At 64.9% G+C, this 25624-nt stretch carries 30 protein-coding genes; 10 read left to right on the top strand and 20 right to left on the bottom strand.

All coding sequences use genetic code 11. The features are described 5' to 3' along the window. Positions 1-183 precede the first annotated feature (183 nt). Together CAL28_RS03400 and CAL28_RS03395 are read left to right on the top strand one after the other, a co-directional pair. Entirely contained in the window at positions 184-1521 is a 1338-nt protein-coding gene (locus CAL28_RS03400; RefSeq protein ID WP_094839981.1) for a hypothetical protein, read from the top strand. Between the two features lie 53 nt (positions 1522-1574). After that, a complete protein-coding gene (locus CAL28_RS03395) occupies positions 1575-2459 on the top strand; it encodes an EamA family transporter (protein ID WP_094839980.1) in 885 nt (294 codons plus the stop codon). A gap of 54 nt (positions 2460-2513) precedes the next feature. Here CAL28_RS03395 and CAL28_RS03390 read toward each other — a convergent pair whose 3' ends face one another. Both CAL28_RS03390 and CAL28_RS03385 read right to left on the bottom strand, forming a co-directional pair. Next, complete coding sequence (locus tag CAL28_RS03390) at positions 2514-3275, bottom strand: SDR family oxidoreductase (protein WP_094839979.1); 762 nt, start codon at positions 3273-3275, stop codon at positions 2514-2516. 118 nt (positions 3276-3393) lie between these two features. Beyond that, the gene (locus CAL28_RS03385) at positions 3394-3891 is read right to left on the bottom strand and encodes a TspO/MBR family protein (RefSeq protein WP_094840604.1); all 498 of its coding nucleotides are present in this window, start codon (positions 3889-3891) and stop codon (positions 3394-3396) included. Between the two features lie 105 nt (positions 3892-3996). Between CAL28_RS03385 and CAL28_RS03380 the strand changes: the two genes are divergently transcribed. Then, the gene (locus CAL28_RS03380; RefSeq protein ID WP_094839978.1) at positions 3997-4497 is read left to right on the top strand and encodes a hypothetical protein; all 501 of its coding nucleotides are present in this window, start codon (positions 3997-3999) and stop codon (positions 4495-4497) included. A gap of 39 nt (positions 4498-4536) precedes the next feature. Here CAL28_RS03380 and CAL28_RS03375 read toward each other — a convergent pair whose 3' ends face one another. The 8 genes from CAL28_RS03375 to CAL28_RS03340 all read right to left on the bottom strand — a co-directional run bounded on the left by CAL28_RS03375 (position 4537) and on the right by CAL28_RS03340 (position 10219). After that, on the bottom strand, positions 4537-5112 hold the full coding sequence (locus tag CAL28_RS03375) for a restriction endonuclease (RefSeq protein ID WP_094839977.1): 576 nt from the start codon (positions 5110-5112) through the stop codon (positions 4537-4539). Continuing rightward, a complete protein-coding gene (locus CAL28_RS03370; protein WP_094840603.1) occupies positions 5109-5342 on the bottom strand; it encodes an RNA-binding S4 domain-containing protein in 234 nt (77 codons plus the stop codon). Before CAL28_RS03370 ends, CAL28_RS03375 begins: the two co-directional genes overlap by 4 nt. 138 nt (positions 5343-5480) lie before the next feature. Then, a complete protein-coding gene (locus CAL28_RS03365; protein ID WP_094839976.1) occupies positions 5481-6236 on the bottom strand; it encodes a TerC family protein in 756 nt (251 codons plus the stop codon). Positions 6237-6328: 92 nt separating this feature from the next. Next, positions 6329-6733, bottom strand: coding sequence for an NUDIX domain-containing protein (locus CAL28_RS03360; RefSeq protein WP_176463860.1), 405 nt, complete (start codon positions 6731-6733; stop codon positions 6329-6331). An 86-nt stretch (positions 6734-6819) separates the two neighbouring features. After that, on the bottom strand, positions 6820-8172 hold the full coding sequence (locus tag CAL28_RS03355; RefSeq protein ID WP_094839974.1) for an MFS transporter: 1353 nt from the start codon (positions 8170-8172) through the stop codon (positions 6820-6822). Positions 8173-8368: 196 nt separating this feature from the next. Beyond that, positions 8369-8851: a GNAT family N-acetyltransferase gene (locus CAL28_RS03350; protein WP_141218132.1), complete on the bottom strand. Its 483-nt coding sequence runs from the start codon at positions 8849-8851 to the stop codon at positions 8369-8371. 57 nt (positions 8852-8908) lie between these two features. Then, positions 8909-9493 carry a DUF308 domain-containing protein gene (locus CAL28_RS03345; protein WP_094839972.1) on the bottom strand — a complete coding sequence of 195 codons (585 nt, stop codon included), beginning with the start codon at positions 9491-9493 and terminating at the stop codon, positions 8909-8911. A 141-nt stretch (positions 9494-9634) separates the two neighbouring features. Next, positions 9635-10219 carry a TetR/AcrR family transcriptional regulator gene (locus tag CAL28_RS03340; RefSeq protein WP_094839971.1) on the bottom strand — a complete coding sequence of 195 codons (585 nt, stop codon included), beginning with the start codon at positions 10217-10219 and terminating at the stop codon, positions 9635-9637. A 183-nt stretch (positions 10220-10402) separates the two neighbouring features. Here CAL28_RS03340 and CAL28_RS03335 point away from each other — a divergent pair, with 183 nt between their 5' ends. Then, positions 10403-10978 carry a helix-turn-helix domain-containing protein gene (locus CAL28_RS03335; protein ID WP_094839970.1) on the top strand — a complete coding sequence of 192 codons (576 nt, stop codon included), beginning with the start codon at positions 10403-10405 and terminating at the stop codon, positions 10976-10978. 1 nt (position 10979) lies between these two features. Beyond that, positions 10980-11510 carry a GNAT family N-acetyltransferase gene (locus CAL28_RS03330; RefSeq protein ID WP_094839969.1) on the top strand — a complete coding sequence of 177 codons (531 nt, stop codon included), beginning with the start codon at positions 10980-10982 and terminating at the stop codon, positions 11508-11510. On the opposite strand, the gene CAL28_RS29895 is transcribed toward CAL28_RS03330, so the two are convergent. Further along, positions 11470-11673, bottom strand: a complete 204-nt coding sequence (locus CAL28_RS29895; RefSeq protein ID WP_440588364.1) for an SDR family oxidoreductase — start codon at positions 11671-11673, stop codon at positions 11470-11472. The genes CAL28_RS03330 and CAL28_RS29895 overlap by 41 nt on opposite strands. 236 nt (positions 11674-11909) lie before the next feature. Here CAL28_RS29895 and CAL28_RS03320 point away from each other — a divergent pair, with 236 nt between their 5' ends. Beyond that, positions 11910-12905 (top strand): GlxA family transcriptional regulator, encoded by a 996-nt coding sequence (locus CAL28_RS03320; RefSeq protein WP_094839967.1) that lies wholly within the window; start codon positions 11910-11912, stop codon positions 12903-12905. A gap of 41 nt (positions 12906-12946) precedes the next feature. Here CAL28_RS03320 and CAL28_RS03315 read toward each other — a convergent pair whose 3' ends face one another. Continuing rightward, positions 12947-14410, bottom strand: coding sequence for a catalase (locus CAL28_RS03315; RefSeq protein ID WP_094839966.1), 1464 nt, complete (start codon positions 14408-14410; stop codon positions 12947-12949). Between the two features lie 237 nt (positions 14411-14647). Here CAL28_RS03315 and CAL28_RS03310 point away from each other — a divergent pair, with 237 nt between their 5' ends. Beyond that, entirely contained in the window at positions 14648-15577 is a 930-nt protein-coding gene (locus CAL28_RS03310; RefSeq protein ID WP_094839965.1) for a LysR family transcriptional regulator, read from the top strand. 157 nt (positions 15578-15734) lie between these two features. Further along, the gene (locus tag CAL28_RS03305) at positions 15735-16382 is read left to right on the top strand and encodes a hydrolase (RefSeq protein ID WP_094839964.1); all 648 of its coding nucleotides are present in this window, start codon (positions 15735-15737) and stop codon (positions 16380-16382) included. On the opposite strand, the gene CAL28_RS03300 is transcribed toward CAL28_RS03305, so the two are convergent. Together CAL28_RS03300 and CAL28_RS03295 are read right to left on the bottom strand one after the other, a co-directional pair. Beyond that, positions 16379-17761 (bottom strand): ATP-binding protein, encoded by a 1383-nt coding sequence (locus CAL28_RS03300; RefSeq protein ID WP_094839963.1) that lies wholly within the window; start codon positions 17759-17761, stop codon positions 16379-16381. The genes CAL28_RS03305 and CAL28_RS03300 overlap by 4 nt on opposite strands. Next, the gene (locus CAL28_RS03295) at positions 17758-18423 is read right to left on the bottom strand and encodes a response regulator transcription factor (RefSeq protein ID WP_094839962.1); all 666 of its coding nucleotides are present in this window, start codon (positions 18421-18423) and stop codon (positions 17758-17760) included. The genes CAL28_RS03300 and CAL28_RS03295 overlap by 4 nt, the downstream gene beginning before the upstream one ends. Positions 18424-18546: 123 nt before the next feature. Here CAL28_RS03295 and CAL28_RS03290 point away from each other — a divergent pair, with 123 nt between their 5' ends. Next, positions 18547-19356 carry a MipA/OmpV family protein gene (locus CAL28_RS03290; protein WP_094840602.1) on the top strand — a complete coding sequence of 270 codons (810 nt, stop codon included), beginning with the start codon at positions 18547-18549 and terminating at the stop codon, positions 19354-19356. 36 nt (positions 19357-19392) lie between these two features. Here CAL28_RS03290 and alr read toward each other — a convergent pair whose 3' ends face one another. Next, complete coding sequence (alr, locus tag CAL28_RS03285; RefSeq protein ID WP_094839961.1) at positions 19393-20490, bottom strand: alanine racemase; 1098 nt, start codon at positions 20488-20490, stop codon at positions 19393-19395. Then, positions 20487-21743 (bottom strand): D-amino acid dehydrogenase, encoded by a 1257-nt coding sequence (locus CAL28_RS03280; protein WP_094839960.1) that lies wholly within the window; start codon positions 21741-21743, stop codon positions 20487-20489. Before CAL28_RS03280 ends, alr begins: the two co-directional genes overlap by 4 nt. 132 nt (positions 21744-21875) lie before the next feature. On the opposite strand from CAL28_RS03280, the gene CAL28_RS03275 reads away from it, so the two are divergent. Next, a complete protein-coding gene (locus CAL28_RS03275; protein ID WP_094839959.1) occupies positions 21876-22340 on the top strand; it encodes a winged helix-turn-helix transcriptional regulator in 465 nt (154 codons plus the stop codon). 17 nt (positions 22341-22357) lie between these two features. On the opposite strand, the gene CAL28_RS03270 is transcribed toward CAL28_RS03275, so the two are convergent. The 4 genes from CAL28_RS03270 to CAL28_RS03255 are packed head-to-tail and all read right to left on the bottom strand — an operon-like array spanning position 22358 to position 25600. Beyond that, positions 22358-22708: a RidA family protein gene (locus CAL28_RS03270; protein WP_094839958.1), complete on the bottom strand. Its 351-nt coding sequence runs from the start codon at positions 22706-22708 to the stop codon at positions 22358-22360. A gap of 31 nt (positions 22709-22739) precedes the next feature. Then, positions 22740-24131 carry an NAD(P)/FAD-dependent oxidoreductase gene (locus CAL28_RS03265; RefSeq protein WP_094839957.1) on the bottom strand — a complete coding sequence of 464 codons (1392 nt, stop codon included), beginning with the start codon at positions 24129-24131 and terminating at the stop codon, positions 22740-22742. 1 nt (position 24132) lies between these two features. Further along, positions 24133-24477 (bottom strand): (2Fe-2S)-binding protein, encoded by a 345-nt coding sequence (locus CAL28_RS03260; RefSeq protein WP_094839956.1) that lies wholly within the window; start codon positions 24475-24477, stop codon positions 24133-24135. Beyond that, positions 24467-25600 (bottom strand): NAD(P)/FAD-dependent oxidoreductase, encoded by a 1134-nt coding sequence (locus CAL28_RS03255; protein ID WP_094840601.1) that lies wholly within the window; start codon positions 25598-25600, stop codon positions 24467-24469. The genes CAL28_RS03260 and CAL28_RS03255 overlap by 11 nt, the downstream gene beginning before the upstream one ends. Positions 25601-25624 lie beyond the last annotated feature (24 nt).

Genomic DNA, 25624 nt, shown 5'->3' with positions numbered 1-25624 from the left:
CGCCGCGATGCAGTGCACGCCCGCGCCAATATGGGGAATGTGCGCGCCACATCGGGGAAGCGCCGATTTTCCCGGTCGCGACCGTGGCACCATGCCCGTGCCGTTCGCGCGGTGGGGCACTTTCATCAGCCAGCGCCGCGGCGCGTCAGCCACCCATCAATCACCAGACGGACCTATTCACCCATGCCGTACAAATTCATCGCCGGGGCGGTTGCTGCGGCGCTTTCCGCCCTATACATGACCACCGCCGCGGCCTGGACGCTGCCGGCGGACAAGGGAACACTGCCGCAAGCACAGGTCGAAGAAATACTCGGCGGCAAGGACTACCCGGAGACCACTCAATTCACGAAGAAGGTCACCTACGTCGACTATCCCGCCAACGGCATGACCTTCACCCAGGTGGTCATGCGCCTGGAACCCGCGAAGCCCTTGATGCATAACGGGCGCAAGGTCGTACTGGTGGCCACGGAAGAAGGCAGCTCCAGTGCGAATGGATTCATCGAAACGGATGAAGGCAAGGAAGGCATCGGCGTATGGCTGGCCAAGCGCGGCGTCACTTTCATTGCCTTGACGCGCGTGGGCCGCTGGAACTTCTTCGCGCCCGATCGCAGCGGGACCTGGGAGACCATCCCGCTTGACGAACGCATGCCGATCTTCTCGCAGCACCAGAAGGCGTACTGGTCCAAGGACGACTACACCATTCAGCCGGCGGGCAATACAGCCAGCAAGAGCGGCAGCGAGTACGTGCGCTTTCCCAAGCCAGGCACGCAGCTGTTCAATGAAATGGTTGCCGCGACGCCGGTCGCCATGGTCGACGGGCTGGAGGCCGGCCTGCGCAGCACGCTGTCCGACAAGGAACGCAAGAAATCGATGGTCCTGTACTGGGGCTTTTCCACCGGCGGCGCGTTGATGTGGCCGCTGGCCGAGCGCGTGCGCCCGGATGGCTACCTGAACTGGGGCTCATCCCCTCCCGGCGTGGCGTACTACTACGGCGCCGCCCAGGCGGGACGTTGGGATTGGCCTTATGAGAAATCGGCCTTGCGCGTGCGCGGCCGCGGACGCGCCGATTTCGAGTTCTACAACAAGCGGGCGGATCCCGCCGAAAAAGACGCGCGCTGGGAACGCGACCTGAAAGAACCGCGCTTCAAGGAAGTCGAAGACCCCATCATGTTCTACAACGTGGGCGCGCTGTCCGAACTTGCCCTGCGGCTGTACATGGCGCCCTTCGTCCCCGCCAGGATGAAGCAGGCCGGCTTCAACAAAATGCTGAACGACATCCTGGCGACCAGCATGCCGGGGCCGGCGTTGAAGGGGCTGCCGGTCTGGGATATGAACGGCACCTACGATGAGGTCTACCCCGTCGAATGGATGGAGGCTGCCCGCACCATGATGGCACCCTACATCGGCAAGCACGTGCTGATCCGCATCGAAGGCTTCAACCACAGCATCGTCAACCGCCAGGTCCGCGTCATCGGTCCCGTATGGCTGCGGGCCATCCAGCAGGGGTATTTCGACCGATAACCCGGCAAGCGGGGCAAAAATGCGGCAAAATCGCGGTCCTTCATAGGCCCGATATGACCGCGCCCCGCCCTCCGCTTTTGCCGTTGTTGTCCGTTCTTGGCTCCGTGACGTTTCTCGGGCTTGGCACCTCATGGGCCAAGCACACGCTGTTCCCTCTTGTCGGCGCCGAGGGCACGACCGCGGTGCGCGTCGGATTCTCCGCCCTGCTGCTACTGCTGCTGTGGCGGCCATGGCGCTGGCCCCTGCGACACGGCGATGGCCGCGGCATCGTCTGCTACGGCGTGGCGCTGGGCGCGATGAACCTCTGCTTTTACCTGGCGCTGCGCACGATCCCGTTCGGGGTCGCCGTGGCGATCGAATTTTCGGGTCCCCTGATCGTTGCCCTGCTGGCCTCGCGCCGCCTGGCGGATTTCGCGTGGGTCGTGTTGGCAGTCGCCGGACTCGGCCTGCTGCTGCCCGGCGGAAGCGGCGCGGGCACGCTGGACCCGGCGGGCGTGCTGTTCGCGCTGGCCGCCGCCGCCATGTGGGCCACCTACATCGTGGCAGGGAAACGGCTGGGACATTTGCATGCCGGCCACTCCGTGGCGCTGGGCCTGACGGTGGCCGCGATGGTGGTCGTGCCGATCGGCGTGGCGCGGGCCGGCACCGCCCTGCTGTCGCCGACGGTACTCCTGGTCGGCCTATGCGTGGCCGCGCTCTCCAGCGCGATTCCGATCTCCCTGGAAATGGTGGCGCTCAAGCGCCTGCCGAAGCAGGCCTTCGGGGTCATGCTAAGCATGGAGCCCGCGATGGCGGCACTGCTGGCGCTGGCATTCCTGGATGAGCATCTCCGCCCGATGCAGTGGCTGGCGATCGGATTCATCATGACGGCGTCGATGGGCTGTGCCCTGACGGCACAGCGGCGGACCGTCACGCCGGCGGTCTCCCTGCAAGCCTAGATCCGGCGCCGTCGTTCCGGCGCGGCCGGGGACACGGTGCGGGCGCGCCCCGCATCACTTCCCGCCCGTGACATCCAGGAAGGTACCCGTCACAAAAGAAGCCTCGCTGCTCGCAAGCCACAGGATGGCGTTCGCCACCTCTTCGGGCTGGCCGCCTCTCCCCATCGGGATCGAGTCTTTCACGCGGTCCACCCGTCCCGGCTCGCCACAGCTGGCGTGCATCTCGGTGTAGATGTGGCCCGGGCGGATGCAGTTGACGCGTATCCCCTCCCGCGCGACTTCCTTGGCGAAGCCGATCGTGAAGGTCTCCAGGGCGCCCTTGGAAGCGGCGTAATCGACATATTCGTTCGGGCTGCCCAGCCGGGCCGACGCCGACGAGACATTGATCACGACACCGCCCCGGCCGTTGTGGCGATAGGACATGCGCTTAGCGGCCTGCTGCGCGCACAGGATGGGGCCGATCGCGTTGACCGCGAAGATGCGCGTCATCCGTTCGAATCCCAGATCCTCCAGACGGGATTGGCGCGCCAGCATCGCGGCGTTGTTCACCAGGACATCCAGCCGGCCGAACTCACGGTCGATCGCGTCGAACAAGTTGGCGACCTGCGCGGGGTCCGCGCTGTCCGCGCGCACCGCCAAGGCCCGGCGGCCCGCGGCGCGCACGTCGGCCACCACCGCGAGGGCCGCGGCTTCGTTGGAAACGAAGCTGATCGCGACATCGTAGCCCCGCGCGGCGGCGAGACGCGCGGTCGCCGCGCCTACGCCGCGACTGCCACCGGTGATCAGGATCGCCGGTGCCTGCGTATCGGTATTCATTTTTCAAACCTGGTATTTGGCCGGAAGGAAGCGCGAGAAATTCATCGCACGACCAGAAGGATATCTATCGCGCGATAGCCTCACAACCCAGATAAATTGCCAGATCGCACTAGAAAAACTATCCCAGCAGCCCGGGGTTCAAGCGCCACACCCGATAGCAAAGCACCGTCGCGAAACCGACCCATGCCAGATAAGGCAGGAGCAGCACGCCGGCCAGCGGACGGACACGCCAGAAGGCCACCAGGGTCGCCAGGATCAGCAGCCACAACACGCAGACATCCGCGAAGGCCCAGGCCCCCAGATGCCAGGCAAAGAAGAGGCAGCTCCATAGCGCGTTCAGCGCGAGCTGCACCAGAAAAAGACGCAGCGCGCCAGACTGCCCGCGCCAGCCGCCGGCCCGCCAGACCAGCCATGCCGCCACGCTCATCAGAAAGTACAGCACGGACCACACCGGGCCGAACACGCCCGCGGGCGGCGCCCAATCGGGCCTGACGAGCCGCGCATAGAAATCCGCCGCTTGTACCGAAGCGATGGCGCCGATCGCGGCAGCCACGAAGCCGATGGCAAGCCAGCCGACCAGGCCGATGATCGCGCGACGCGCCGAAACCGATGTCATGGGCAACTCCGTATCGAAACGATGCATTGCCCCTCCAGTCATGGAGCGGCACATAAAGGTACCATTGACGACCCGCGAACCGCCGACCCCGAAGGAATAATTGCAGTGAACGACACCCCAACGCCGGATACCGATCCATCCGGAGACCCGACAGTGCAGGAGCCCAGGCTCTGGCGCGATGACGGCTGGACGGCCCGCATTATCAAGAACGAAGACGACGACGGTTGGGCCGTGGAAATGACTCGGGATGGGGAAGCCGAGCCCGCGCTGGTAGGCCCGTGGACCATGGGTCGCGACAAGAAGAACCCCAAGCCGCTCGACTCGCCCGCCTTCCTCACCCTTGTCAAAACCGCCAGGGAAGTCCTGCGGCGGCACGAGCAGCAACTGCACGCCACGTTGCACAAGAGCGTGAAGATCGACGCCGCCGAAGGGCGCCTCACCGTGAAGTTGGATATCGTCCCCGACGAGGACGATCCGTATGCCCTGCTAAGCGCCTATGACGAAAGCGGATGCCAACTGGCCCAGACCCGTGTGACGCCGGCCTACAAGCTCAGCGCGCAGCGGGCCGCCGAATGGGCCGCCGGCGGGTTCGGGAAGAACGGGTAATGCCCGGGACACATTCCGCGGCGGGCCTGCCCGCACGCCTCAGGCTTTCGAATCCCGCAATAGCTTCGCCAGCTCGGGCGCGGTCATGAAGGAAATATCCTTCGCGGCCGCGTACTCCCGCGCCGAAGGAGAAATTTCTCCCAAGGCGATATAGATCGCTTCGTGCGCGCCATGGCGTTCGCGCGCGGCCTGCAGCTCGCGCACCGCTTCGATACCCGTGCGGGCGGCCTTCCAGCGCTGGGCGCTGACTACCGCGATGCGGCCGCCTTTGGTCAGGACAAAGTCGGCGCCGCCGCCGTTCAGGCGCTCGACCTGGCAGCCGTCGCGCTCCAGGCCGGTTCGGACGGCACCGGAGAACGCCTGCCACGACATGGCCGCCGTGGCGGCGGCGACGGCTTGCACGCGCGCAGCGGATGGGGTCCTTAGTTGGCGCAGCCCGGCCAGGACGGCGATCACCGCGAACGGTATCGAGGCGAAAACGCCGATCGCCCAATACTCCCTGGGCAAGGCCGCGACCGCGCCGACGATCAACAGGGTGGCGATCCCGGCGCTCATCCACCACGGCGAGCGCAGCAGCACCCCGAAAACGGAATTCCTGGACGGTCGAAACTTCATGCCTCGGCCGCCTCACGCACCACGATACGCACGTCCGCGCACGTCACCGTTTGCCCGGCGCGGATCTTCGCCGTCTTGCGCGTCTCCAGTACGCCGTCCACACTGACCATGCCATCGGCGACCATGGCCTTGCCAGCGCCGCCACTGTCGCAGACTCCCGCGACTTTGAGCAGCTGGTTCACTTCAATGTAGCGGGCGCCCGCCGCGAGGTCGAATTGGATAGTTTGCATGCCGGGTGCTTCAGTCAGGTAAAGCCGTAAAAGGCGCGCCCCGTATCGGGCCGCCCCACGCATGCGGATTTTGCCATCATCGGATCGTGCCGGCGCGAAGCTACATGCGGACAGCGCGCGCGGTATCGGCTAACCCGGTCATTCCTTGCCCGCCGCCGGCATCCTCCTGCTTCTGGCGCGACGGGCCAACAGGTTCAGGCCTTCGATCAGGGCCGAGAACGCCATGGCGGCATAGATGTACCCCTTGGGCACGTGCGCGCCGAACCCCTCGGCGATCAGCGTCATGCCTATCATCAGCAGGAAACCCAGGGCCAGCATGACAACCGTCGGATTGCGCTGGATAAAGCGCGCCAGCGGGTCGGCGGCGAGCAGCATGACCGCCACCGCGACGATGACCGCGATGAACATGATGGGGATATGCTCGGTCATCCCCACCGCCGTAATGATGCTGTCGATGGAAAACACCAGATCCAGCAGCAGTATCTGCCCGATGGCGGCGGCAAAGCCGATGGTGGCCGCCTTGCCCTCGAACAGATCGCCGCCGGGGTCCGGGTCGACATGGTGATGGATTTCCTTGGTGGCCTTCCAGACCAGGAACAGTCCCCCCGCGATCAGGATCAGGTCGCGCCACGAAATGCCGCGCCCGAATATCTCGAACAACGGTTCGGTCAGCTGCACGATGAACGCCACCGTACCCAATAGTCCCAGGCGCAGACCGAGGGCCAGCCCGATGCCGATGCGCCGGCCGCGCGCCTGCTGCGATTCCGGCAGCTTGTTGGTCAGGATGGAGATGAAAATCAGATTGTCGATGCCCAGTACGACTTCCATGGCGATCAGGGTTGCCAGGGCTATCCAGGCGGCAGGTTGCTGGGCCAGCGATATCAGGTAATCCATGGAGGCTCTCCGGCTCTCGCGGCGCCCGCGCGCCGTCGCGGCCTATCATACGGATGTACCCGCCGACCGCGCCAGCGCACGATGCGGACGGGTCAGGCGCGCAGGAAAACGCCCGGATTATGGGCAAGGTACCAGGCTACCGACCGGGTGACCGGCAACTGCCGTATCTCGTCGAGCTGGAAATACCCCGCGCCCGCCCCTTCCAGCACACGGAACTCGCCCCATTCGACAGGACGCGGCAGCAGCATCAATGGCGCCTCCTGGCCGTCGCTACCGGTACGACGGCCTATCTCGATAAAGTCCGCAGGATCGGCGACGACGCCCAGCTCCTCCTCCAGCTCGCGCGACGCCGTGTGGCGGTGGTCGGCGTCCCCGGCCTCGACCGCGCCGCCCCAGAAGCTCCATGCGAGCGGGCCGTTCGTGGCGTTGCTGTCGCGCATTTGCAGAAGTACGCGGCCCAAGCGGTCGCGGACGAGAATGCTGATGTTGGTGATCAAGGCGGCGGATCCTCGAAGTCGGAGCCCTATTCTATTGGGTTACCCGACTCGGAAGCTCACGCCGCGGGACTCACCGCACGGCACCGCTATTGCGGCAGGTCGGCGTCGCGGGTTTCCGGCAGGAACCAGGGCAGCACCAACCCCACGAGATACACGTAACCGATCAGCAGGGCACCGTGCGCCACGCCACCGAAGGCCTGGATCATCCGGCCCGACAGGATGGGAAACACCCAGGCGATCAGCCGCGCGGAGTTGAACACGAAGCTCACCGCCGTGGAACGGACCGTGGCTGTGAACAGTTCGGACGGATAGATCGCCAGCCAGGCGAAGGCGCATCCCAGCGTGAAGAAGCCGTTGACCGGCGCCACCAGGATCAGGCTCTGTACGCTGCCCACCCATCCATAAGTGGCCAGCGTGGTCAGGAAACAGCCCACGAATGTCAGGAACAGGAACATCCGCCGCCCGATCGTATCGATGATGAAGCCCGATACCAGGTAGGCCGCGGTGGCGCCCAGGGTGTACGAGATCGACACACGGGACACCCACGCCTGCGGGTCGGCGACGTGGCCGGCGGCCCCCAGAGCGGCCGTGTACGCGGGCAGCCAACTGGACACCGCCCACCAGCCGACGATGGCCGCGATGGACAGCACCGTGGTGAGCAAAATACGGCGCACGGCCTCGCGCTCGCTGAACAATTGCTTGAGCGTAAAGGGGCGCTTGCCGTCGCCGTATCCCGGGGTAGCCGGCGCGGCCTGGCCCGTGGCGCTCCATTGCTTGTTGCGGACTGCCTTCATCCACTGCTCGGATTCCTCCACCCCCCGCCGCAGATACAGCACGAACAGCGCGGGCACCGCGCCCAACACGAACATGGCGCGCCAGTTGTTCACGCCAAAGGGATCGAAGGAGGTCATGGCGTACCAGATCACGGCCGCCAGCAATGTGCCCCAGCCGAAGCCCGACTGCAGGAAACCTGCCCCCTTTGCACGCGCCTCGCGCGGCCAGGTCTCGGCGACCAGTGCGATGCCTGTGCTCCACTCGCTGCCCATGGCAAGGCCGGTCAGCAGGCGCAACGCGCTGACCTGCCAGATGTCCTGCGCGAAAGCAGTCAGGCCCGTCAGCAGTCCGTACAGCAGCACCGACCACATCATCATGCGCTTGCGCCCGACATAGTCGGCGAGCGTCCCGCCAACCAGTCCGCCGATGCCCCATCCGAGCAGCGTGATGCCGATCACGACACCGCCATACACCGGCAACGAGGCCATCTGGTCCGGCCGCAGCAAACCATGCAACAAGGAGGGCAGCACGACGACCAGCGCCAGGGCCTCGTAGCCATCGAAGATCCATCCCAGGAAGGCGCCGTTGAGCGTGCGCCAATGCTTGGCGGTAAGGTTGGCTCGCCAGGACGCCGGCCTTGCCCAGAGGGTTTCTGCTTGTCTCATGCGGCTATGTCTCCTTTGAGGCGGCGGTTATTCGATCGACGCCACCTTCGTGCAGATGCTAGCCCCGCGCGGACTCCCCGAGTGTCAATTTTCTGTGAACATGTGGCACATGGCGGCCATCGCCTACAACGAGCTGAACCCGCCGTCACGGGGCGGATTCATCCGGCGGCGGGCCGTCCGTCCGATGGCGACAGGATCAGGGCAACGCCTTGCGAAAGTACACACGGGCATATCCGTCGGCTGTCCTTCGATCGACTTCCACGAAACCGAGTTTCGAATACAACGCGATGTTCTCGTGCATCTTTTCATTGGTGTACAGCGTGACGGCAGCCAGATGCAGCGCCCTTGCCATTTTCTCGGCGTGTTCCATCAGCAGTCGCCCGTACCCCTTGCCTTGGGCCGCGGGCGCTACGCAAAGGTTGCCCACCGTGATCGCATCGCCTTCCCGTGCGATAAGAATCGCGCCCAGCAGTTGCTCGCCTTTCTTCAATACGAACATCCTGCCCTCTTGGACCAGGCGTTCGTAATCGGCGGTCATGGGCGCGGGAAGCTTGCCAATGCGTTCGATGTACTTCGAATATGCCGACGCAACGATGTCGCGAATACCCGGCACATCCTGCACGGCCGCGACATCGATGCGCAACTGCTCGGACATCTGCGATACGGCGTGTCGATCCAACTTTTCCTCCGGTCTGGTTCATCGTCCCTCCCCAGCCCAAGCCGGTGCCCGGCTGCTTCAGGCGGCTTGCCTGCCGCCACGCCGATGCCCGGCCACGACCAGCCAGACAGCCGATATCAGGAAGTAGAGGGCGCCCACGGCTGCGTAGCCGGCGATATTGCCGATATTCGGGACCGCGGGCAATAGTGCCTGGCGGATGAAGAACCCGCCCGCCAATGCGGACTGCGCGCCGCTGAGCACCATGGCCCACTGTGCTCCATGGCGTTTCCAGCGGCGCAGCGCCGTCGCGAGTTGCAGCAAGCCAGCCAGGATCGCCCATATGCCAAAGACACCCAGCACCCAGTTCATATCGATCTGCAATGCCGCCACCACCGCCACGACCGTCGCCGCGCTCACCATGATGTTGATCGCCTGGGTGTGGTTGTCGGCCACGCCGCCGCTGCGCGATGCATCGAGGTAATTCGCGGCGGCGTCCCACGCCGGATAGACAACCAGCAGGACCGCGGCAACGAACGCGGAGGACTGGGCCACCGTGAAGGCGGCCGCCACCCATGCGATGGAAAAGACGGCCCGGATGAAGTAATAGCGTTTTAGCCAGCTTTCCTGGCTATGGACGGACGAGCCAAGGGATACGTCGTTCATGTAAATCTCCTTACCTTCTAGTTGGTAGGTAAAAGCCTCGCTTGAGACCTTCCGGCGAAGGGTCGCCGATGCTTCGATACGGTTAAATTCCTAATGCCGGGTGTCGGCAACCTTTACGGCCCCGGCGGAGGCAGGGCCGCCTCAGTGCCGCACGGCCAGCCGGTCCAGCAGCGGCTTGGTAATCACGCCGAACATCTTCGGATCGCCATAGGCCCGCGCGGACAGCATCGCGCCGTGGACGGTCGCCAGGAAACTCTCGGCTTCCGCCCTGGGCGCGGCCATCAGATGGATGCGGCCCTGTTGCTTGCCGCGCTCCAGAACCGACTGCAGCCAGGAGGCAAGAAAGCGGAAATGCGCTCGGACTTCCACCGCCACTTCTTCAGGCAGCACAGGAAGTTCGCTGGCCAGCAAGGCACCAATGCAGAACGATGCCGTTCCTTCTTCGATACAGGCTTCCCAGTACCCGACATAGTTGGTCAACTGGTCGAACGGATCCGCCACATTGCGTTCCAGCGCGGCCACGCCGGTTTGGGCCTCCTCGCGGTAGCGGGCCAACAGGACACGGACAAGGTCGACTTTGCTGGGAAAGTGATGATGGATGCTGGCCTTGCGTATCCCGACAACCTCGGCCACATCGGCATAGCTGAAGCTCTTGTAGCCGCCCGCGATGATCAGGGCGCGCGTGCAGGCGAGAATTTCCTCGGCGGTGGATGAAAGTTGTTCCATGGCCGAATTCTGCCTACTAGTAGGTTGGCTGTCAAGAAATTTTCTGTCTGCTCCATGCTCGCGCTGGCGCCCGCATCGGGGTGAATCCGCAGGGCGCGCGATCTGGCACGTGGGCGCTGAAGGATTGACGGAACACGCGCCCTCCATAAAAATAGATAAGAAATTCTAGTTTTATGGATATCGATGGACATCAACCAGCTTATCGCCGCGCGTATCCGGGCCTTGCGCAGCGAACGCTCCTGGTCGCTCGATGTACTGGCCGATCGCAGCGGGGTAAGCCGATCCGCCATCTCGTTGATCGAGCGCGGTGAAAGCAGCCCGACCGCCCTGGTGCTGGACAAGCTCGCCGCGGCACTTCATGTCCCGCTCGCATCGTTGTTCGAGCGGCACGCCCCTGAAGAAAGCCCCTCGCCGGTCTCCCGCGCCGCCGACCAAACGGTCTGGACCGACCCGGCGTCCGGATATGTGCGGCGCCACCTTTCGGCGGCGATCCCATCCCCGACCCAGTTGGTCGAGATCCACTTTCCGGCCGGCCAGCGCGTCTCGTACGAAACCGCGCTGCAGGAGTCCGACGTGATGCAGCAGGTGTGGGTCATTCGCGGAACGATGGAGCTGCGTATCGGCGAAACGACCTGGCTACTGGAAAAAGGCGACTGCCTGACCATGAAACTGGACCAGCCTACGACATTCCATAACCCGGGCCCCATAACGGCCCGCTACCTGGTGGCCTTGACGACGCTGTCCCACAAAGGAATCTGAGATGACCTCCCAAGCAAGAATCCGCATTGTCGGCGCGGACGAAGCCCCCAGCCTGGCCGGGGCGCTGGCCGAAGTGCTGGTGGATTGCGTCGCCGGCGGCGCCTCCGTCAGCTTTATGGCACCGCTGGACATGTCGCGAGCCATCCAATTCTGGATGAATGTTGCCGACGGAATCGCGCGCGGCGACCGTATCCTGCTTGTCGCCGAATCCGATGGGCGGATCATGGGCACCGTGCAGCTCGTCATCGGACAACCCGAGAACCAGCAGCATCGGGCGGATGTCTCGAAGCTGCTGGTCCATCGCGATTTTCGACGCCTGGGCATTGCCGGCAGGCTGATGGCGGAAGTCGATATCGCCGCCGCGGCCGCCGGGCGCACCTTGCTGGTGCTGGACACCGAAACGGGAAGCGATGCCGAGCGGATCTATGAGCGTTCCGGCTGGACGCGTGCGGGGGTGATTCCCGATTACGCCTTGAAAGCGTACGGGGGCCTTACAGCGACAACCTTCTTCTACAAGAAGATCGGGGCTTAGGTCGGATCGAGGCTCCGCCATCCACCATGAGCAACGTGCCCGTGACATAGGCCGCGTCATCCGAAGCCGGGAACAGGGCCGCGCGGGCGACGTCCCAGCACGTGCCCTGCCGCCCCATGGGGCATTTCGCCTCCCGTTGGCGCAAGGCTTCGGCGAAGCGCACCAGTGCCAGATCGCGGTACAGGGGTGCGGATATGCGGCGTGGACCAGCCAGCGCGCTCGCGGGGATTCGCCACAATTACAATCGATCCTCGCGCATACCGACACCATCGAGCCCAAACATCGGGCTTCAAGACATATGGGACATCACCGATCAACGCGGCGTCACGGACGCCCCGGCATGCACAACGGCGCTTCGAAGGGCCGGGATCGAACGGCTTCGGACAAGGAAAGGCGCCCATGACGGCAAGGCGAGTGGCCATCGTTATCCACGAAGGCGTGCAGGCTTTGGATGTGGCCGGCCCCGTCGACGCCTTTCACGAGGCCAATGCACATCTGCCCCAGGCCGACCGTTACGAAACCGTACTCGTCGCCTCGCGCCGTACTCCGCTTCGGGCCTCCAACCGGATACAGTTGACGGCTGATCTCAGTTTCGACGAAGCCGTGGGCGGCTTCGACATTCTTCTGGTTGCCGGCGGCCCGGCCATGCCCGATGCGCCCCCCGATCCGGACCTCACGGCCTGGCTGCGCAAAGCTCCGGAAATATCCCGCCTGTACGGATCCGTCTGTACCGGCGCGTTTGCCCTGGGCTACGCAGGGCTGCTCGACGGGCACCGAGTCACGACGCATTGGCAGGATGCCCGGAAGCTGTCGAGGACATTCCCGCAGGCCCGGGTGTCGCCGGACGCCATTTACCTTCGCGACCAGCAGTTGGTGACGTCCGCCGGGGTCACGGCGGGCATAGACCTGGCCCTGGCGCTGATCGGGGAAACCCACGGCCACGACATTGCATTGACCGTCGCCAAGCGATTGGTGATGGTTGCCCAGCGCCAGGGCGGTCAATCCCAGTTCAGCCCATACCTTTCCGCTCCCTGCGATCCTGGCTCTCCCGTGGCGCGCATACAGGCCCTCGTCATGGAAAGTATCGGTGGACGGCACAGCCTGCAGTCCTTGTCGGCGGCAGTCGGCATGAGCCCTCGCAACCTGACCCGCCACTTCATGCAAGAGGCGGGCATTACCCCCTATGAATTCGTCCAGCGCGCGCGCATCGACGCGGCGCGCATGATGCTGGAGGCCAGCGACCGGCCTTTGAAAGCGGTTGCCTTCCATTGCGGTTTCGGAACCGTGGACAGAATGCGCATCGTCTTCAGCCAGCGCCTGGGCGTGACACCGGCCCAATACCGGGCCAGCTTCCGCCAGCAGGCCGGCCCGCCGGAATCCAGCGACCCGTCGTAGCGCGTCGCGCCCGGCGCAAGCTGCGCGATGCGCGCGGCCGCCTACAAGCCCAGGGCCTTGGCCACCCCGGCGCCGTAGGCCGGGTCCGCCTTGGAACAGTTCTCGATGTGGCGCCGCTTCACTTCCTCGCGCGCATCGCCCATGGCGCGCGCCGTGTTCTCGAACAGCAATTGCTGCTGGGCCGGCGTCATCAAGCGGAAGAGATTACCGGGCTGCTCGTAATGATCCTCGTCCACGCGATGGTCCCAGTGGGCGGCCGCGCCATCCAGCACCAGCGCAGGCTCGTGCAGCGACGGATCGTCGCCGATCCACGCGCCCTTGCTGTTGGGCCAGTAGCTGGGCGTGCCGCCCAGGTTGCCGTCGGTGCGTATCGCGCCGTCGCGATGGTAGCTGTGAAACGGGCAACGCGGCGCGTTGACCGGGATGTGATTGAAGTTCACCCCCAGGCGATAGCGCTGCGCATCGCCGTACGAGAACAGCCGTGCCTGCAACATCTTGTCGGGCGAGAAGCCGATGCCCGGCACTACGTTTGCCGGCGAAAATGCTGCCTGTTCCACTTCGGCGAAGTAATTATCGGGATAGCGATTCAGCTCCATCACGCCGACTTCGATCAGCGGAAACTCCCCCTTGGGCCACACCTTGGTCAGGTCGAACGGGTTGTGCCGGTGGCTGCGGGCCTGCTCCTGCGTCATGACCTGTATGCACAGCTTCCAGCGCGGGAAGTCTCCGCGTTCGATGGCCTGCAACAGGTCGCGCCCGTGGCTTTCTCGATCGCCTGCCACTACCGCTCCGGCATCCTGGTCCGTCAGGTTCTCGATACCCTGCAGGGACTGGAAATGGAACTTGACCCATACGCGCTCGTTGGCGGCGTTGATCATCGAAAACGTATGGCTGCCGAAGCCGTGCATATGCCGGAAAGTCCGGGGTATGCCCCGGTCCGACATTACGATGGTCACCTGATGCAGCGCCTCCGGCAGCAGCGACCAGAAGTCCCAGTTGTTGTCCGCCGAGCGCAGGCCCGTGCGCGGGTCGCGCTTGACCACGTGGTTCAAGTCAGGAAAACGGAAGGGATCGCGGAAGAAGAACACCGGCGTGTTATTGCCGACGATGTCCCAATTGCCTTCCTCGGTATAGAACTTAACGGAAAAGCCGCGGATGTCCCGTTCGGCATCGGCGGCGCCACGTTCGCCGGCAACCGTGGAAAAGCGGGCGAATATCGGTGTTTGCTTTCCAGGCTCGGAGAACAGCCTTGCCTTCGTGTAGGCGGTAATGTCGTGCGTGACCGTGAAGGTACCGTAGGCCCCCCAGCCCTTTGCGTGCATGCGGCGCTCCGGGATGACTTCGCGGTCGAAGTGCGCCAGTTTTTCGATCAACCATATGTCCTGCAACAAAACGGGCCCGCGCGGGCCCGCGGTCATCGTATTCAGGTTGTCGGCCACCGGCGCGCCGGTGGCATGCGTCAGGGATTGTGTCACGGAAGCGTCAGCGGATCGCTTGTCGGTCATCGGGAAAACTCCAGGATCGGATATGCGGTGGTCGGCGCGACGGGCGCGCAGGCTGCAAAGCCCTCGAAAATTTCAGCATTTACCAGTTGGGTGCTCAATGGCTCCATGACCATGTATCTGGACAATCGCACGCGGTATCGCGCCAATCCCGCGGCCGACCCGCACGCGGCCTAGGCCAGGCATTACGATGGACACCGGCCAGGCGCCCACGCCGCCGCACCTTCCACGAACGACACCATGAAGCACTCCCCCGAGGCACTCTCCTGGGATGACCTGCGCATCGTCAAGGCCATCGGCGAACATGGCGGCCTGATGAATGCCGCGTTCGCGCTCGGCGTGAATCACTCCACGCTTTCGCGGCGGCTATCGGCCCTGGAAAATGCACTGGGCTTCATGCTTTTCGAGCGACGCCGCACGGGTTACCTGCCGACCGGCGCGGGCGTGGAACTGCTGGACCTGAGCCGTCGCATGGAATCCGACATTCTGGCCGTGATGCGGCGCATGACCGGACGGACCGAGGAATTGAACGGGGAGCTGCGCATCACGACCAGCGATGCGCTACTGGTGGACTTCCTGACGCCCATCATCGCGGACTTCCGGGCCATGCATCCAGGCGTCCGGATCGAGGTGATCGTCGGCAACCAGTGCTTGAACCTGGCCCGGGGCGATTCGGACATCGCCTTCCGAGCCACGCTATCTCCCCCGGAAAACCTGTTCGGCCGCAAGATGGCGACGGTCGCCTGGGCCATCTATGGCCGGCGCATCGACTATCTGGATCGCGAGGTCCCCGAGCACGCCCTCTACGAGGCGCAGTGGGTTTCGTACGGCAGGGGGCTGTCCGGCCTGAAGGCGCATGGCTACATCGACCGGCGGGTATCCCCGCGCAATATCAGCTACCGCAGCGACTCCGTCTACGGCGTCGCCGCGGCGGTACGCAATGGCATCGGGATCGGGATCCTGCCCTGCATGCACGGCGACCTGGATGCCGGGCTTGTCCGTATCGGCCCGGTGGCGAGCGAGGTCCATGACGAGTTATGGCTGCTGACGCACCCGGACATCCGCCGGTCTCCCCGGATTACCGCCTTCATGACGCATTGCGCAAGGGCAATCGAGACGAAGCGCGACTTCATCGAAGGCAAGCGGCCGCGCGCGGAATCGTCCGCGTAGCGCCATGACGGATCGCCAGCCTGCATTTCTGCAAAGACGGTTACGCGCCACTGCACGCAAGTCCGGCCGGCGCACCCATAGAATTTCCGGACCGCAATCCCGGCGGCCCGCCGGCCACACCAGCCATCCGGGCTGCCCGACTCGACCGAGGAATTCGATGAGCATCAAAGCCACCGCCAAGCCTGCCAGCAGCCTGTTAAGCCCGAACGATCATGTGCTGGTCCTGATCGACCATCAATCCGAGATGGCCTTCAATACCAAATCCATAGATGTCACCAACCTGCGCGCAAACACCGCGATCCTGGCCAACACCGCCAAGGGATTCAAGGTCCCCACCATCATCACGACGATCTCCAAGGACACGTTCGCCGGCCCGCTATTCGACGAGATCGCCGACGCCTTTCCCGACGCGCAAATCACGGATCGCACGACCTCCAACGCCTGGGAAGACGAACACTTCATCGCCCGCATCAATGCCGCCGGCAAGAACCGGCTGGTAATGGCAGGCCTGTGGACGTCCGTCTGCTGCAACGGCCCCGTCATTTCCGCCCTTGAGCAGGGATTCGAAGTCTACGTCGTGACGGACGCATGCGGGGACTGCACCGCCGAGGCGCATGAACGTGCCGTCCAACGCATGCTTCAAGCCGGCGCGCGCCCGATCACCTCGTTGACCTATCTGCTGGAGCTGCAGCGCGATTGGGCACGGCTGGAAACCTACGACCTGACCGTGGGCGTCTCGCGCAGATTCGGCGGCGCCTTCGGCGTCGGCATTCAATACGCTCAGACCATGCTGCCCGGCCACTAGACGTTCAGGGACGCCGGGGCCGCGGGAAAGCGCACCGCCAGGTGAAACCCCTTGGCGGCTTCCAGTTCCACCAGTTGCGCGTCGTGCAAGCGCGCGATGCGGGCCACCAGCGAAAGACCTATGCCGGTGCCGCCCTCGGCCCTGCCCGGCACGCGGAAGAATCGGTCGTAGACGCGGCTGCGGTATGCCACCGGGATGCCGGGACCATCGTCCGCGATCGCCAGCACGGGTATCCCGCAATCCAGGCCGCAGGACACCGCGATATGCCCATGCGGCGGCGTATAACGCACCGCGTTGTCCATCAGGTTTCCCAGCAGAATGCCCAGCGCATCGATATTCCCCCGCACTGGGCAGCTCTCCGCGGCGATGGAAATCTTCTGCGACCTGCGGGCGGCCTTGCCCTCGAAGTCGCGTACCACCAGGTCGACCAGATCCGCCAGGTCCACCGGCTCCATCGGCAGGGCGTCGTCCGAGTCCAGCCGTGCCTGGTCCAGCAGTTGTTCGACGATGCGGGCGGCGCGGGCGGCAACGCCCTGCAGCTTGGCGGCTTCCGCGCGCGCGGTTTCCGCATCCAGGGCCGACGTGGCCCGTTGCGCCTGCGCCTGGATGGCCGCCAGCGGCGTGCGCAGCTCGTGCGCGGCATCGGCGATCAGTTGCCGCTCCCGCACCAGTGCGGCGTTCTGGCGTTCCAGCAGATGATTGATGGCCGACACGAATGGCCGGATCTCGCCGGGCAGGCTGCGCTCGGCCAGGGGCGAGTTATCGAAGGGCGAGCGCCGCGCGATCGTCTCGCGGGCCAGATCCAGCGGCCGCAGGCTCAGGCGGATGGCGCCCCACAGGATCAAGGCGAGCAGGACGAAGATGCCAATGGCCGCTAACGTGCCTTCCCTGACCCATTCGCGATAGGTCTCCTCCAGTTTTTCCTGACTGGTCGCGGTCTGGACCTGAATGGTACCGGTGCGATCCGACGCGGCATAGACGCGCCACGCTTCATCGTGCGTGGAAACGTTGCCATAGCCCGTGGCGAAATCCGGCTTCATCGGGATATCCGGGGCAGTGGGCGACCTCAGGATCAGCTTCCTGGAGGGCATATGCCAAACCTGGAAAATCGTGCTTGGCGTCGACGGGCTCAGGCCTGGGGGGCTGCTGTACGCCGCGACGGAGCCATCCACCGACAGGGTGCGCGGGATAGACTCTATGACAAGGCCGGCGATGTCGCGCAAGCGTTCGTCCGCACGGCCGGTTTCAGGGATATTCATTTCCCAGGTGCGCAGCGAATACCACGCTCCGCCAAAGGCGACGATGCCGATCAGCGTGGCGCATAGCAGCCGGGTACGCAAACTGTTCGCGCTTGCGGCGACGGCGCGCCAGCCTTTCATTGCAGGGCCTCGCCGACCCGATAGCCGAAGCCGTGGACGGTCGCGATCAGGTCGTTGCCCAGTTTGCGGCGCAACTGATGCACGTAGACCGCCACGGTATTGCTTTCTATGGTCCCGTGCCTGCCATACACCGCGTCCTCCAGTTGTTCCCGCGTGACGACGTGGCCCTGGCGTTCCAGCAGCGCGACCAGCGTCCGGTATTCGTGGATGCTCAGTTTCACCGGTTTGCCCGCGTGCGTGACGTGCCGGCGCGCGGGATCGACCTGCACGTCCCCAATCCGCATCAGCGGTACCACGCGATGGCTGGCGCGCCGCGTGACCGCGCGCAGCCGCGCCAGCAGCTCCTCGACGGGAAACGGCTTGACCAGGTAATCGTCCGCGCCTTCGTCCAGGCCCTTGATGCGATCGCTCAGGCGGTCGCGCGCGGACAGAATGACGATGGGCGTGGCGTCGTAGCGCTCGCGCACGCTTTTCAGTATTGCCAGGCCGGATCCACGCGGCAGTTGCAGGTCCAGCAGGATCGCGCCGTAGTCGTGGTCCGTGACGGCGGCCCGCGCCTGGGCGGCGTCCGTTATCCAGTCCACCGTGTAGCCCGCTTCCCGCAATCCTCCGCACAGCGCGTCGCCAAGCATCGGGTCGTCCTCGATCAGCAGTAGGTGCAAGGGGCCTCCGTGGGTAACGATGCGCAGCGTACAGCCAGGGCATTAAAAAACTTTTAAAACGCCTTCCCGACAATGCCGGTCCGGAAGGCTGCCCATCCGGTGGCCGCACGCAAAGGTATATCGATGACCATCAGAACACAGACGCTGCGCTCGCGCGGCGCGCCGATTCCGCGCCGCCGGCGTGTCTATGCATGGACGGCCTTGTGGGGCATCGCCGCCCTGCTGGCGAGCGCGGAAGTCCAGGCCGAAAACAGCGTCGGGCTGGGCGTCGGCATCGTGCCCGAATACGCCGGCGCGAAAGACTACCACGCCGTGCCGGTACTGCAGCTTTCCTACGAGCGCGGCGCGTTCTTCGTCGGCACGCAGGATGGCCTGCCCACGGTGGGACTGCGCACGCAGCTGGCCCCGGATTGGCAGGCAGGCGTTTTCGCCGGGATGCGCCTGGGCCGGGATGCGGACGACCACGACCGCCTGAAGGGCCTGGAAGATATCGACGCGCACGCCACCGTGGGCGCGTTCCTGCGCTGGCAGCCCGGCCGCTGGCGCATCACCACCACGGCGATCCAGGCCTTGCACGCGGGGTATGGCACCCGCATCGAACTCAATGGCTCCTATGCGGTCTGGATGGCGGGCCGCAACGTCGTCCGGCTGGGCGCGCAAACGGCCTGGGGCAGCCATGACGATATGTCGACCTGGTTCGGCGTTACCAGCTCGGAAGCCGCGCGCAGCGAGGCCGGCCTGGGCAGCTATTCGGCCGGCGCCGGATTCCGGTCGGCCGGCCTGTACGCGAACTGGCGCTACGCGATCGACCGGCAATGGAGCTTGTTCACCACGGTGGGAGTACGCACGCTGCTGGGCGATGCCCGTGACAGCCCCATCGTGGAGCGGCGCACGTCCGCTTATGGCGCCGTGGGGGTCAGCTATCGGTTCTGAGCCGGCCGAACGCTATCGCATGTGCCCAGGGCGGGATTATCCGCCCACATAACTGCGCGTGACCCGCTTGACGTTCGACAGGATCTCATAGGGGATGGTCCCGGCTGCCCTGGCAACCTCGGCAACCGGGACCTGGCTGCCCCATAACTCCACCGCGCTGCCGATGCCGGCTTGCGGATGTTCGGTCAAATCGACGGTCAACATATCCATCGACACGCGGCCGATAAGCTGCCCGGGCCGCCCATCGATCGCAACGGGTGTCCCCTCCGGCGCATTGCGCGGATAGCCGTCCGCATATCCCAAGGCGACCAGCCCGACGCGAGTCGGCCGCCGCGCGACGAATCGGGCACCGTAGCCCACGGCGTGCCCGACGTCCACGTCGCGCACCGCGAAAACCCGGCTGTGCAGTGTCATGACAGGCTCCAACGCCAGCGTTGGCGAGTCCATGGGATCGACGCCATACAACATGACGCCCGCGCGCCCCCAATCGCGCCGCGCATCCGGCCAGGCGGCCATCCCCGCGGAATTGCATACGCTGCGCGGCGCCGCCAAGCCCTGGGTGGCGGCGTCGAAGGCCCGGATCTGCGCCGCCGTCATGTCGCTGGCGGACTCATCGGCTCGCGCCAGATGCGTCATCAGCGAAATCCCGGTGACATTGCCGCAGGCGCGCAATGCCTCGTACGCCGCACGCACCTCGTCGCCGATAAAGCCGGCGCGGTGCATGCCGGAATCCACCTTCAACCACGCATGCATGCCGGCCGCCGGGACGGTCGCGCCACCGGCGGTACGCACGCGCGCCGCCGCGGCTATCCATTCGATCTGCTCGCGGCGATGCACCGCCAGCCAAAGAGAGCGGGCCGCCGCCACACGCGTCTCATCGGCATCGAATGCGCCTTCCAGCACAAGGATGGGTTCTTCGATACCAGCCTGGCGCAGGACGAGCGCTTCATCCAGGAAGGCCACCGCATAGCCATCGACGAGTCCGGCCAGCCCCTGGGCGCAGGCCACCGCGCCGTGGCCATAGGCATCGGCCTTGAGCACCGCCAGCACTTGCCCGCCATGGATGCGTCGCGCGGTGTCGTAGTTGCGGCGCAGGGCGCCGAGATCGATACGGGCATGGGCGGGCCTGCTCATGAGCCGTACCGGGAGTATTCCAGGCCCTCGATGGAAATCTCCGGCGCGCGGCCGCAGATCTGGTCGGCGACGATACGGCCTGAACCGCAAGCCATGGTCCATCCCAACGTGCCGTGTCCGGTGTTGAGGTACAGATCCCGATAGCGGCTGCGGCCGACGATGGGGGTGCCGTCCGGCGTCATGGGCCGCAGGCCGGTCCAGAAGTCGGCTCGCTCGACGTCGCCGGCCCCGGGATACAAGTCCTGCAACACCATGGACAGCGTTGCGCGCCGGCGTGGCTTCAGACGCAGGTCATAGCCCGCCAGCTCCGCCATGCCGCCCACGCGTATACGCCGCCCCAGCCGGGTGACGGCTACCTTGTAGGTCTCGTCCAGCAGCGTGGAGACCGGCGCTGCCGATTCGTCGACGATCGGTACGGTCAGCGAGTATCCCTTGACGGGATACACCGGCAGATCCATGCCCAGTGGCGCGGCCATTGCGCGCGACATCGAGCCCAGCGCCAGGACCGTGCGATCGGCGGCCAGCAACTTGCCGCCGGCGCGCACGCCCGCCACGCGGTCGCCCTCCACGACCAGGGCTTCGGCGGAAACGCCGTAGCGGAAGTCGACGCCCAGCCGGGCCGCCAGAATGGCGAGCTCCCGCGTGAACAAGTGGCAGTCGCCGGTTTCGTCGTTCGGTAGCCGCAGGCCGCCGGCAAGGCGGCAACGCGCGCGCGCCAGCGCCGGCTCGGCCTTTGCCAGCTCAGTGGCGCTTAACAGTTCGTACGGTATGCCTTGTTCCTGCAGTACCGAGATATCGCGCTGCGCGGCCTCGAACTGCGCGGCATCGCGAAAGAGTTGCAGCAATCCCAGGCTCCGACCCTCGTACTCGATACCGGTTTCCGCGCGCACTGCCTGCAGGCAATGGCGGCTGAATTCGGCCAGGCGCAGCATGCGCTCCTTGTTGGTCGCGTAGCGCGTGGCATTGCAATTGGCCAGCAACGCCGCCAGCCACCGCAGCTGGAACAAACTGCCGTCGCAGCGCAAGGCCAATGGCGCATGCCGCTGGAACATCCATTTGATGGCCTTGGAAGGAATGCCGGGCGCCGCCCACGGCGTGGAGTACCCGGGCGAGACCTGCCCGGCATTGGCGAAGCTGGTTTCAAGCGCGACACCCGGCTGCCGTTCCAGCACGGTGACTCGCGCCCCTGCGCGTGCCAGGTAATACGCGGTGGTGGTGCCGATAACGCCACCGCCCAGAACGACCACATGCATGGCCGGACCCCCTTGTTTATGGTCAAATCGCTATTTTATTTGGGCATCGCCAGTGTTTTTAACCATAGTTCCGTTCTTCTATAGTTCATTTCACTGTATGCAGTCCTACTTTCCATCCCGCACAGAGAAAACATGCGTCCACTCGATCGCACGGATTACAAGATCCTCGACATCCTGCAGCGTGACGGCCGCATAGCCATCACCGAACTCGCCACGAAGGTGAACCTCTCCGCCACGCCGTGCGCGGAGCGTGTCCGTCGCCTGGAGCGCGATGGCGTCATCACGGGATATCACGCACACTTGAATCCCCGGGCACTCGGGCTGGACCTGCTGGTCTTCCTGGAGATCAAGCTGTCGGCGAAGTCCGGCGATGTGTTCGACAAGGTGCGCGCGGAATTGCTCAAGGTGCCGGAGGTGCTCGAATGCCATCTGGTATCCGGCGAATTCGACTATCTGGTCAAGGCACGGCTGACGGCGATGAGCGCGTATCGCCGCCTGCTGGGCGATCTGCTCAAGCGCCTGCCCGCCTCGGCCTCCTCGCACAGCTATGTCGTCATGGAAGAGGTCAAGGAAACCCTGGCGCTGGTGTTGCCCTGAGGGGCCAGGCGCCGCGCTTACACGGCGGCAGTGACGATAATCTCGACGAGAATATCCTTCGCCGCCAGATCGCATTGCGCCGTCGCGCGGGTCGGTGCCGCATTCGGCGCGGTCCAGGCATCCCAGACCTCGTTCATGCCGGCGAAGTCGCGCTCCAGATCCTTGATCCATATCTGGGCCGTCAGCAGACGGCTCTTGTCCGTACCGGCCTCTGCCAGGAATTTCTCGATCTTGGCCAGCGTCTGGGCGGTCTGGCCGCGGATGTCCTGGCTGCGATCGTCGGCGGTCTGTCCACCCACGAAAACCATGTTGTTGTAGACCACTGCGCGCGATCGGCGCGTGTCGGTCGCGATGCGTTTGATTTCCATGTCTGAGACTCCTTGGGACAGGTTGAAAAAACTATTGGTCGAGATTGGATAGTTCGCCCAGCGTGATGGGCTTGATGGGTGGCCTGATCCGGTAGTACCCGACGTCCCGCGGACTGACATTGCGCTCTTGCGCGATGACTTCGGTCACCGTCAATCCGCAGAGCCGGCCCTGGCACGGCCCCATCCCACACCGGCCGAAAGCCTTGGTCTGGTTGGGCCCAAGACATCCGACCTCCACGTATTTCCTGATTTTCCCGGCGGGGACCTCTTCGCAACGGCAGACGATCACGTTCTCGTCGGCCGGAATGCGATGGTCGTCCCTGGGCCGATACAAGGTATCCAGGAAGGGCCGGATACGCACATGCCTACGAAACTCCGCCTGCACTTCGGCCTCGCGGCGCTGCATGGCTTTCGAATCGATACTCCGCAGGCGACGGGCAATATCCAAGGCGGCCAGGCGCCCTTGCGCAGCGGAGGCCTTGGCGCCGACGATGCCCCGGCTGTCGCCGGCGATATAGATGTGCGTGTCCTCGATCTGGCCATAGGGATCGGTCCGCGGCACCCAGCAAAGTTGGGCGTCATCCCATCGATGTTCGGCTCGCAGCGACCAGCTCAGCTGTGTATTCGGGACGACCCCATGATGAAGCAGGATCAGCGGAGATGCGATGCGCTTGCGCCGGCCTTTATGCGTGAAGGTAATGGCCTCGGCCCTATCGGTGCCTTCAATGGAAAAACCGCTTGCGCCGTTGTACGTGTCGACGCCATGCGCGCGGATCGCCTTGAGCATCTTCGCGCCCTTGGCAAGGTCTTCCCAGGCTCGGATGGCATACGGAAGATGCAAAGCCGCGCGCCAGTAATCCGCGGCGCCGGTGGTCTGCACCAACGCCTTGATCCTGACTCCGGCGCGCAGATACTGCTGCGCCAGAAGCAGCAGCAACGGTCCGCCCCCGGCGATGACAACGGACTCGGCCGGGATTGCGCCGGACGCCTTGTAGAGTATCTGGGCCGCACCCGCGCCCATGACGCCGGGCAAGGTCCATCCGGGAACCGGAAAGGGACGCTCCATCGCGCCGCTGGCCAGCACCACGGCGCGGCCTTGAACGGTTCTTCCGCGACCGTCCTGCAGATAGGAAACCGTTTTATCCCTATCGACGTTCCAGACGGCGGCGCCTGCCCGGTGGACGGCGCCACTGGCCGCGAACGACTCCGCAAGGGACGCACCGGCGGAGTAATCCGCGCCCAGCACGCTGCGCCTGTGCGGCGGCGCCTCCTCGATGGCCCGGTAGATCTGCCCGCCGACGCGCCGCTGCTCGTCCAGCAGGACGACGCTCAATCCGGCACGCCGGGCCTCTATCGCGGTGGAGATGCCGGCCGGGCCCGCACCAACGACCACGAGGTCGAATCGCTCAACATTCGAATCCATATCAGCCCTTATCGCTCGCATCATCCAGTTCTGTAGCGCCTTCCTGGCGCCTGACGTGCATTCCATCGCGGACCTGGACAAGACAGGACTGCCGGCCCGGACGGCCGTCGATCTCCACCAGACATTCGAAGCACACACCCATCATGCAGTACGGCGCCCGCGGCGATCCGGAGACCGGGGTAGACCTGAACGTGCGCAGGCCCGACATCAGCAAGGCCGAGGCGACGCTGATCCCTTCAGGCACCGACAGCGGCTTGCCGTCGAGATGGATACGGACGGTTCTCGCGCCGAGACTCTCTTCCGAGACAAATAGCGAAATGGCGGTGTCCTGGTCGTTAGTGCGCATTGCTGAATTTCCTGTTGGGGTCGAGAAAGCGCTCCCCGGCGAACTGCTCCACGCCACGCGGAGCCGGCTTGACGCCGGCGATCCAGGGGGCGATCTCATAGGCATGCGAACCCGCCAGCGAGACGCCACTATGGCTGGTCGCGACGAATGCGCCCGGATACTTCGCCGACTCCTGGTAGATCGGAGCGCCATCGGGCGTCATCACCCGAAGCGCGCCCCATGCGCGCACCAGTTTCACGGTCGATAGAACGGGAAACGTCGTCACCGCGCGTTTTGCTATCCATTCGATGGCGGACACCGTCGTGCCGTCGTCCAGGCCCACGTCCTCGACGGAGAACCCGAGTTGAACCGTCCCTTCCGCCGTTTGGCGCGCCTTGTTTGTCGGATACGGCAGGAACCTCTTCAGCCGCTCCGTAATCAGCACCTGGCCCCGGTTGGCCACGACGGGCGCGTGCAGTCCCAACTGCGACGCAAGCGTGTCGTTGCTCAATCCCGCGGCCAATACGATCCTGTCGCCGGCCCAGGAACGCCCGTCGACCGACCTGGCCTGAAAGCGCGACGACTTCTCGTCCGCCCTGACCTCACGCACATCGACGCCGTTGCAGATCCGTCCTCCGCGCAACTTCAAACCCGCATGCAAGGCATGCAGCAGTTTCAGGGGATTCACATGCCCGTCGAGGTGGCACCAGCTGCCGCCCACCACCTTCGGGCCGATGGCCGGAAGGCGCGCTTTCAGTTCCATGTGATCCAGCATTTCGAATGGCGTGCGGCCGTCGATATTGATCTGGGCCAGCATGGCCTCGCGTTCGACCATCTCCTTCTCGCTGAAGCCCATCCAGAAGCCGCCGTTCTGCTGCAGATCGACATCGACGCCGGTAAGCTGGAGCAGCTCTGTCGCAAGCGGTCCCCAGTGGTCTACCGCGTCGCGGCTCCACTGGGCATAGCGCGGGAAGCCGGCGCCCTTGCTTTGCAGCCAGACCAGGCCGAAGTTGCCGCGCGAGGCACGATGCGCGATATCTCCCTGGTCCAGCAGGGTCACGGTACCGCCGGTTTTGGCTATTCCGTACGCAATGGCGGCGCCGACCAGGCCGCCGCCTACGACGATGATTTCATTTGAGGACATACGAATGGCCAGGTCTTCCAAGAA

The sequence above is a fragment of the Bordetella genomosp. 11 genome (assembly GCF_002261215.1).
Lineage (GTDB): Bacteria > Pseudomonadota > Gammaproteobacteria > Burkholderiales > Burkholderiaceae_B > Bordetella_C.
Note: the sequence above shows the minus strand (reverse complement) of the source record. Positions and strands in the feature narration are given on the sequence as shown.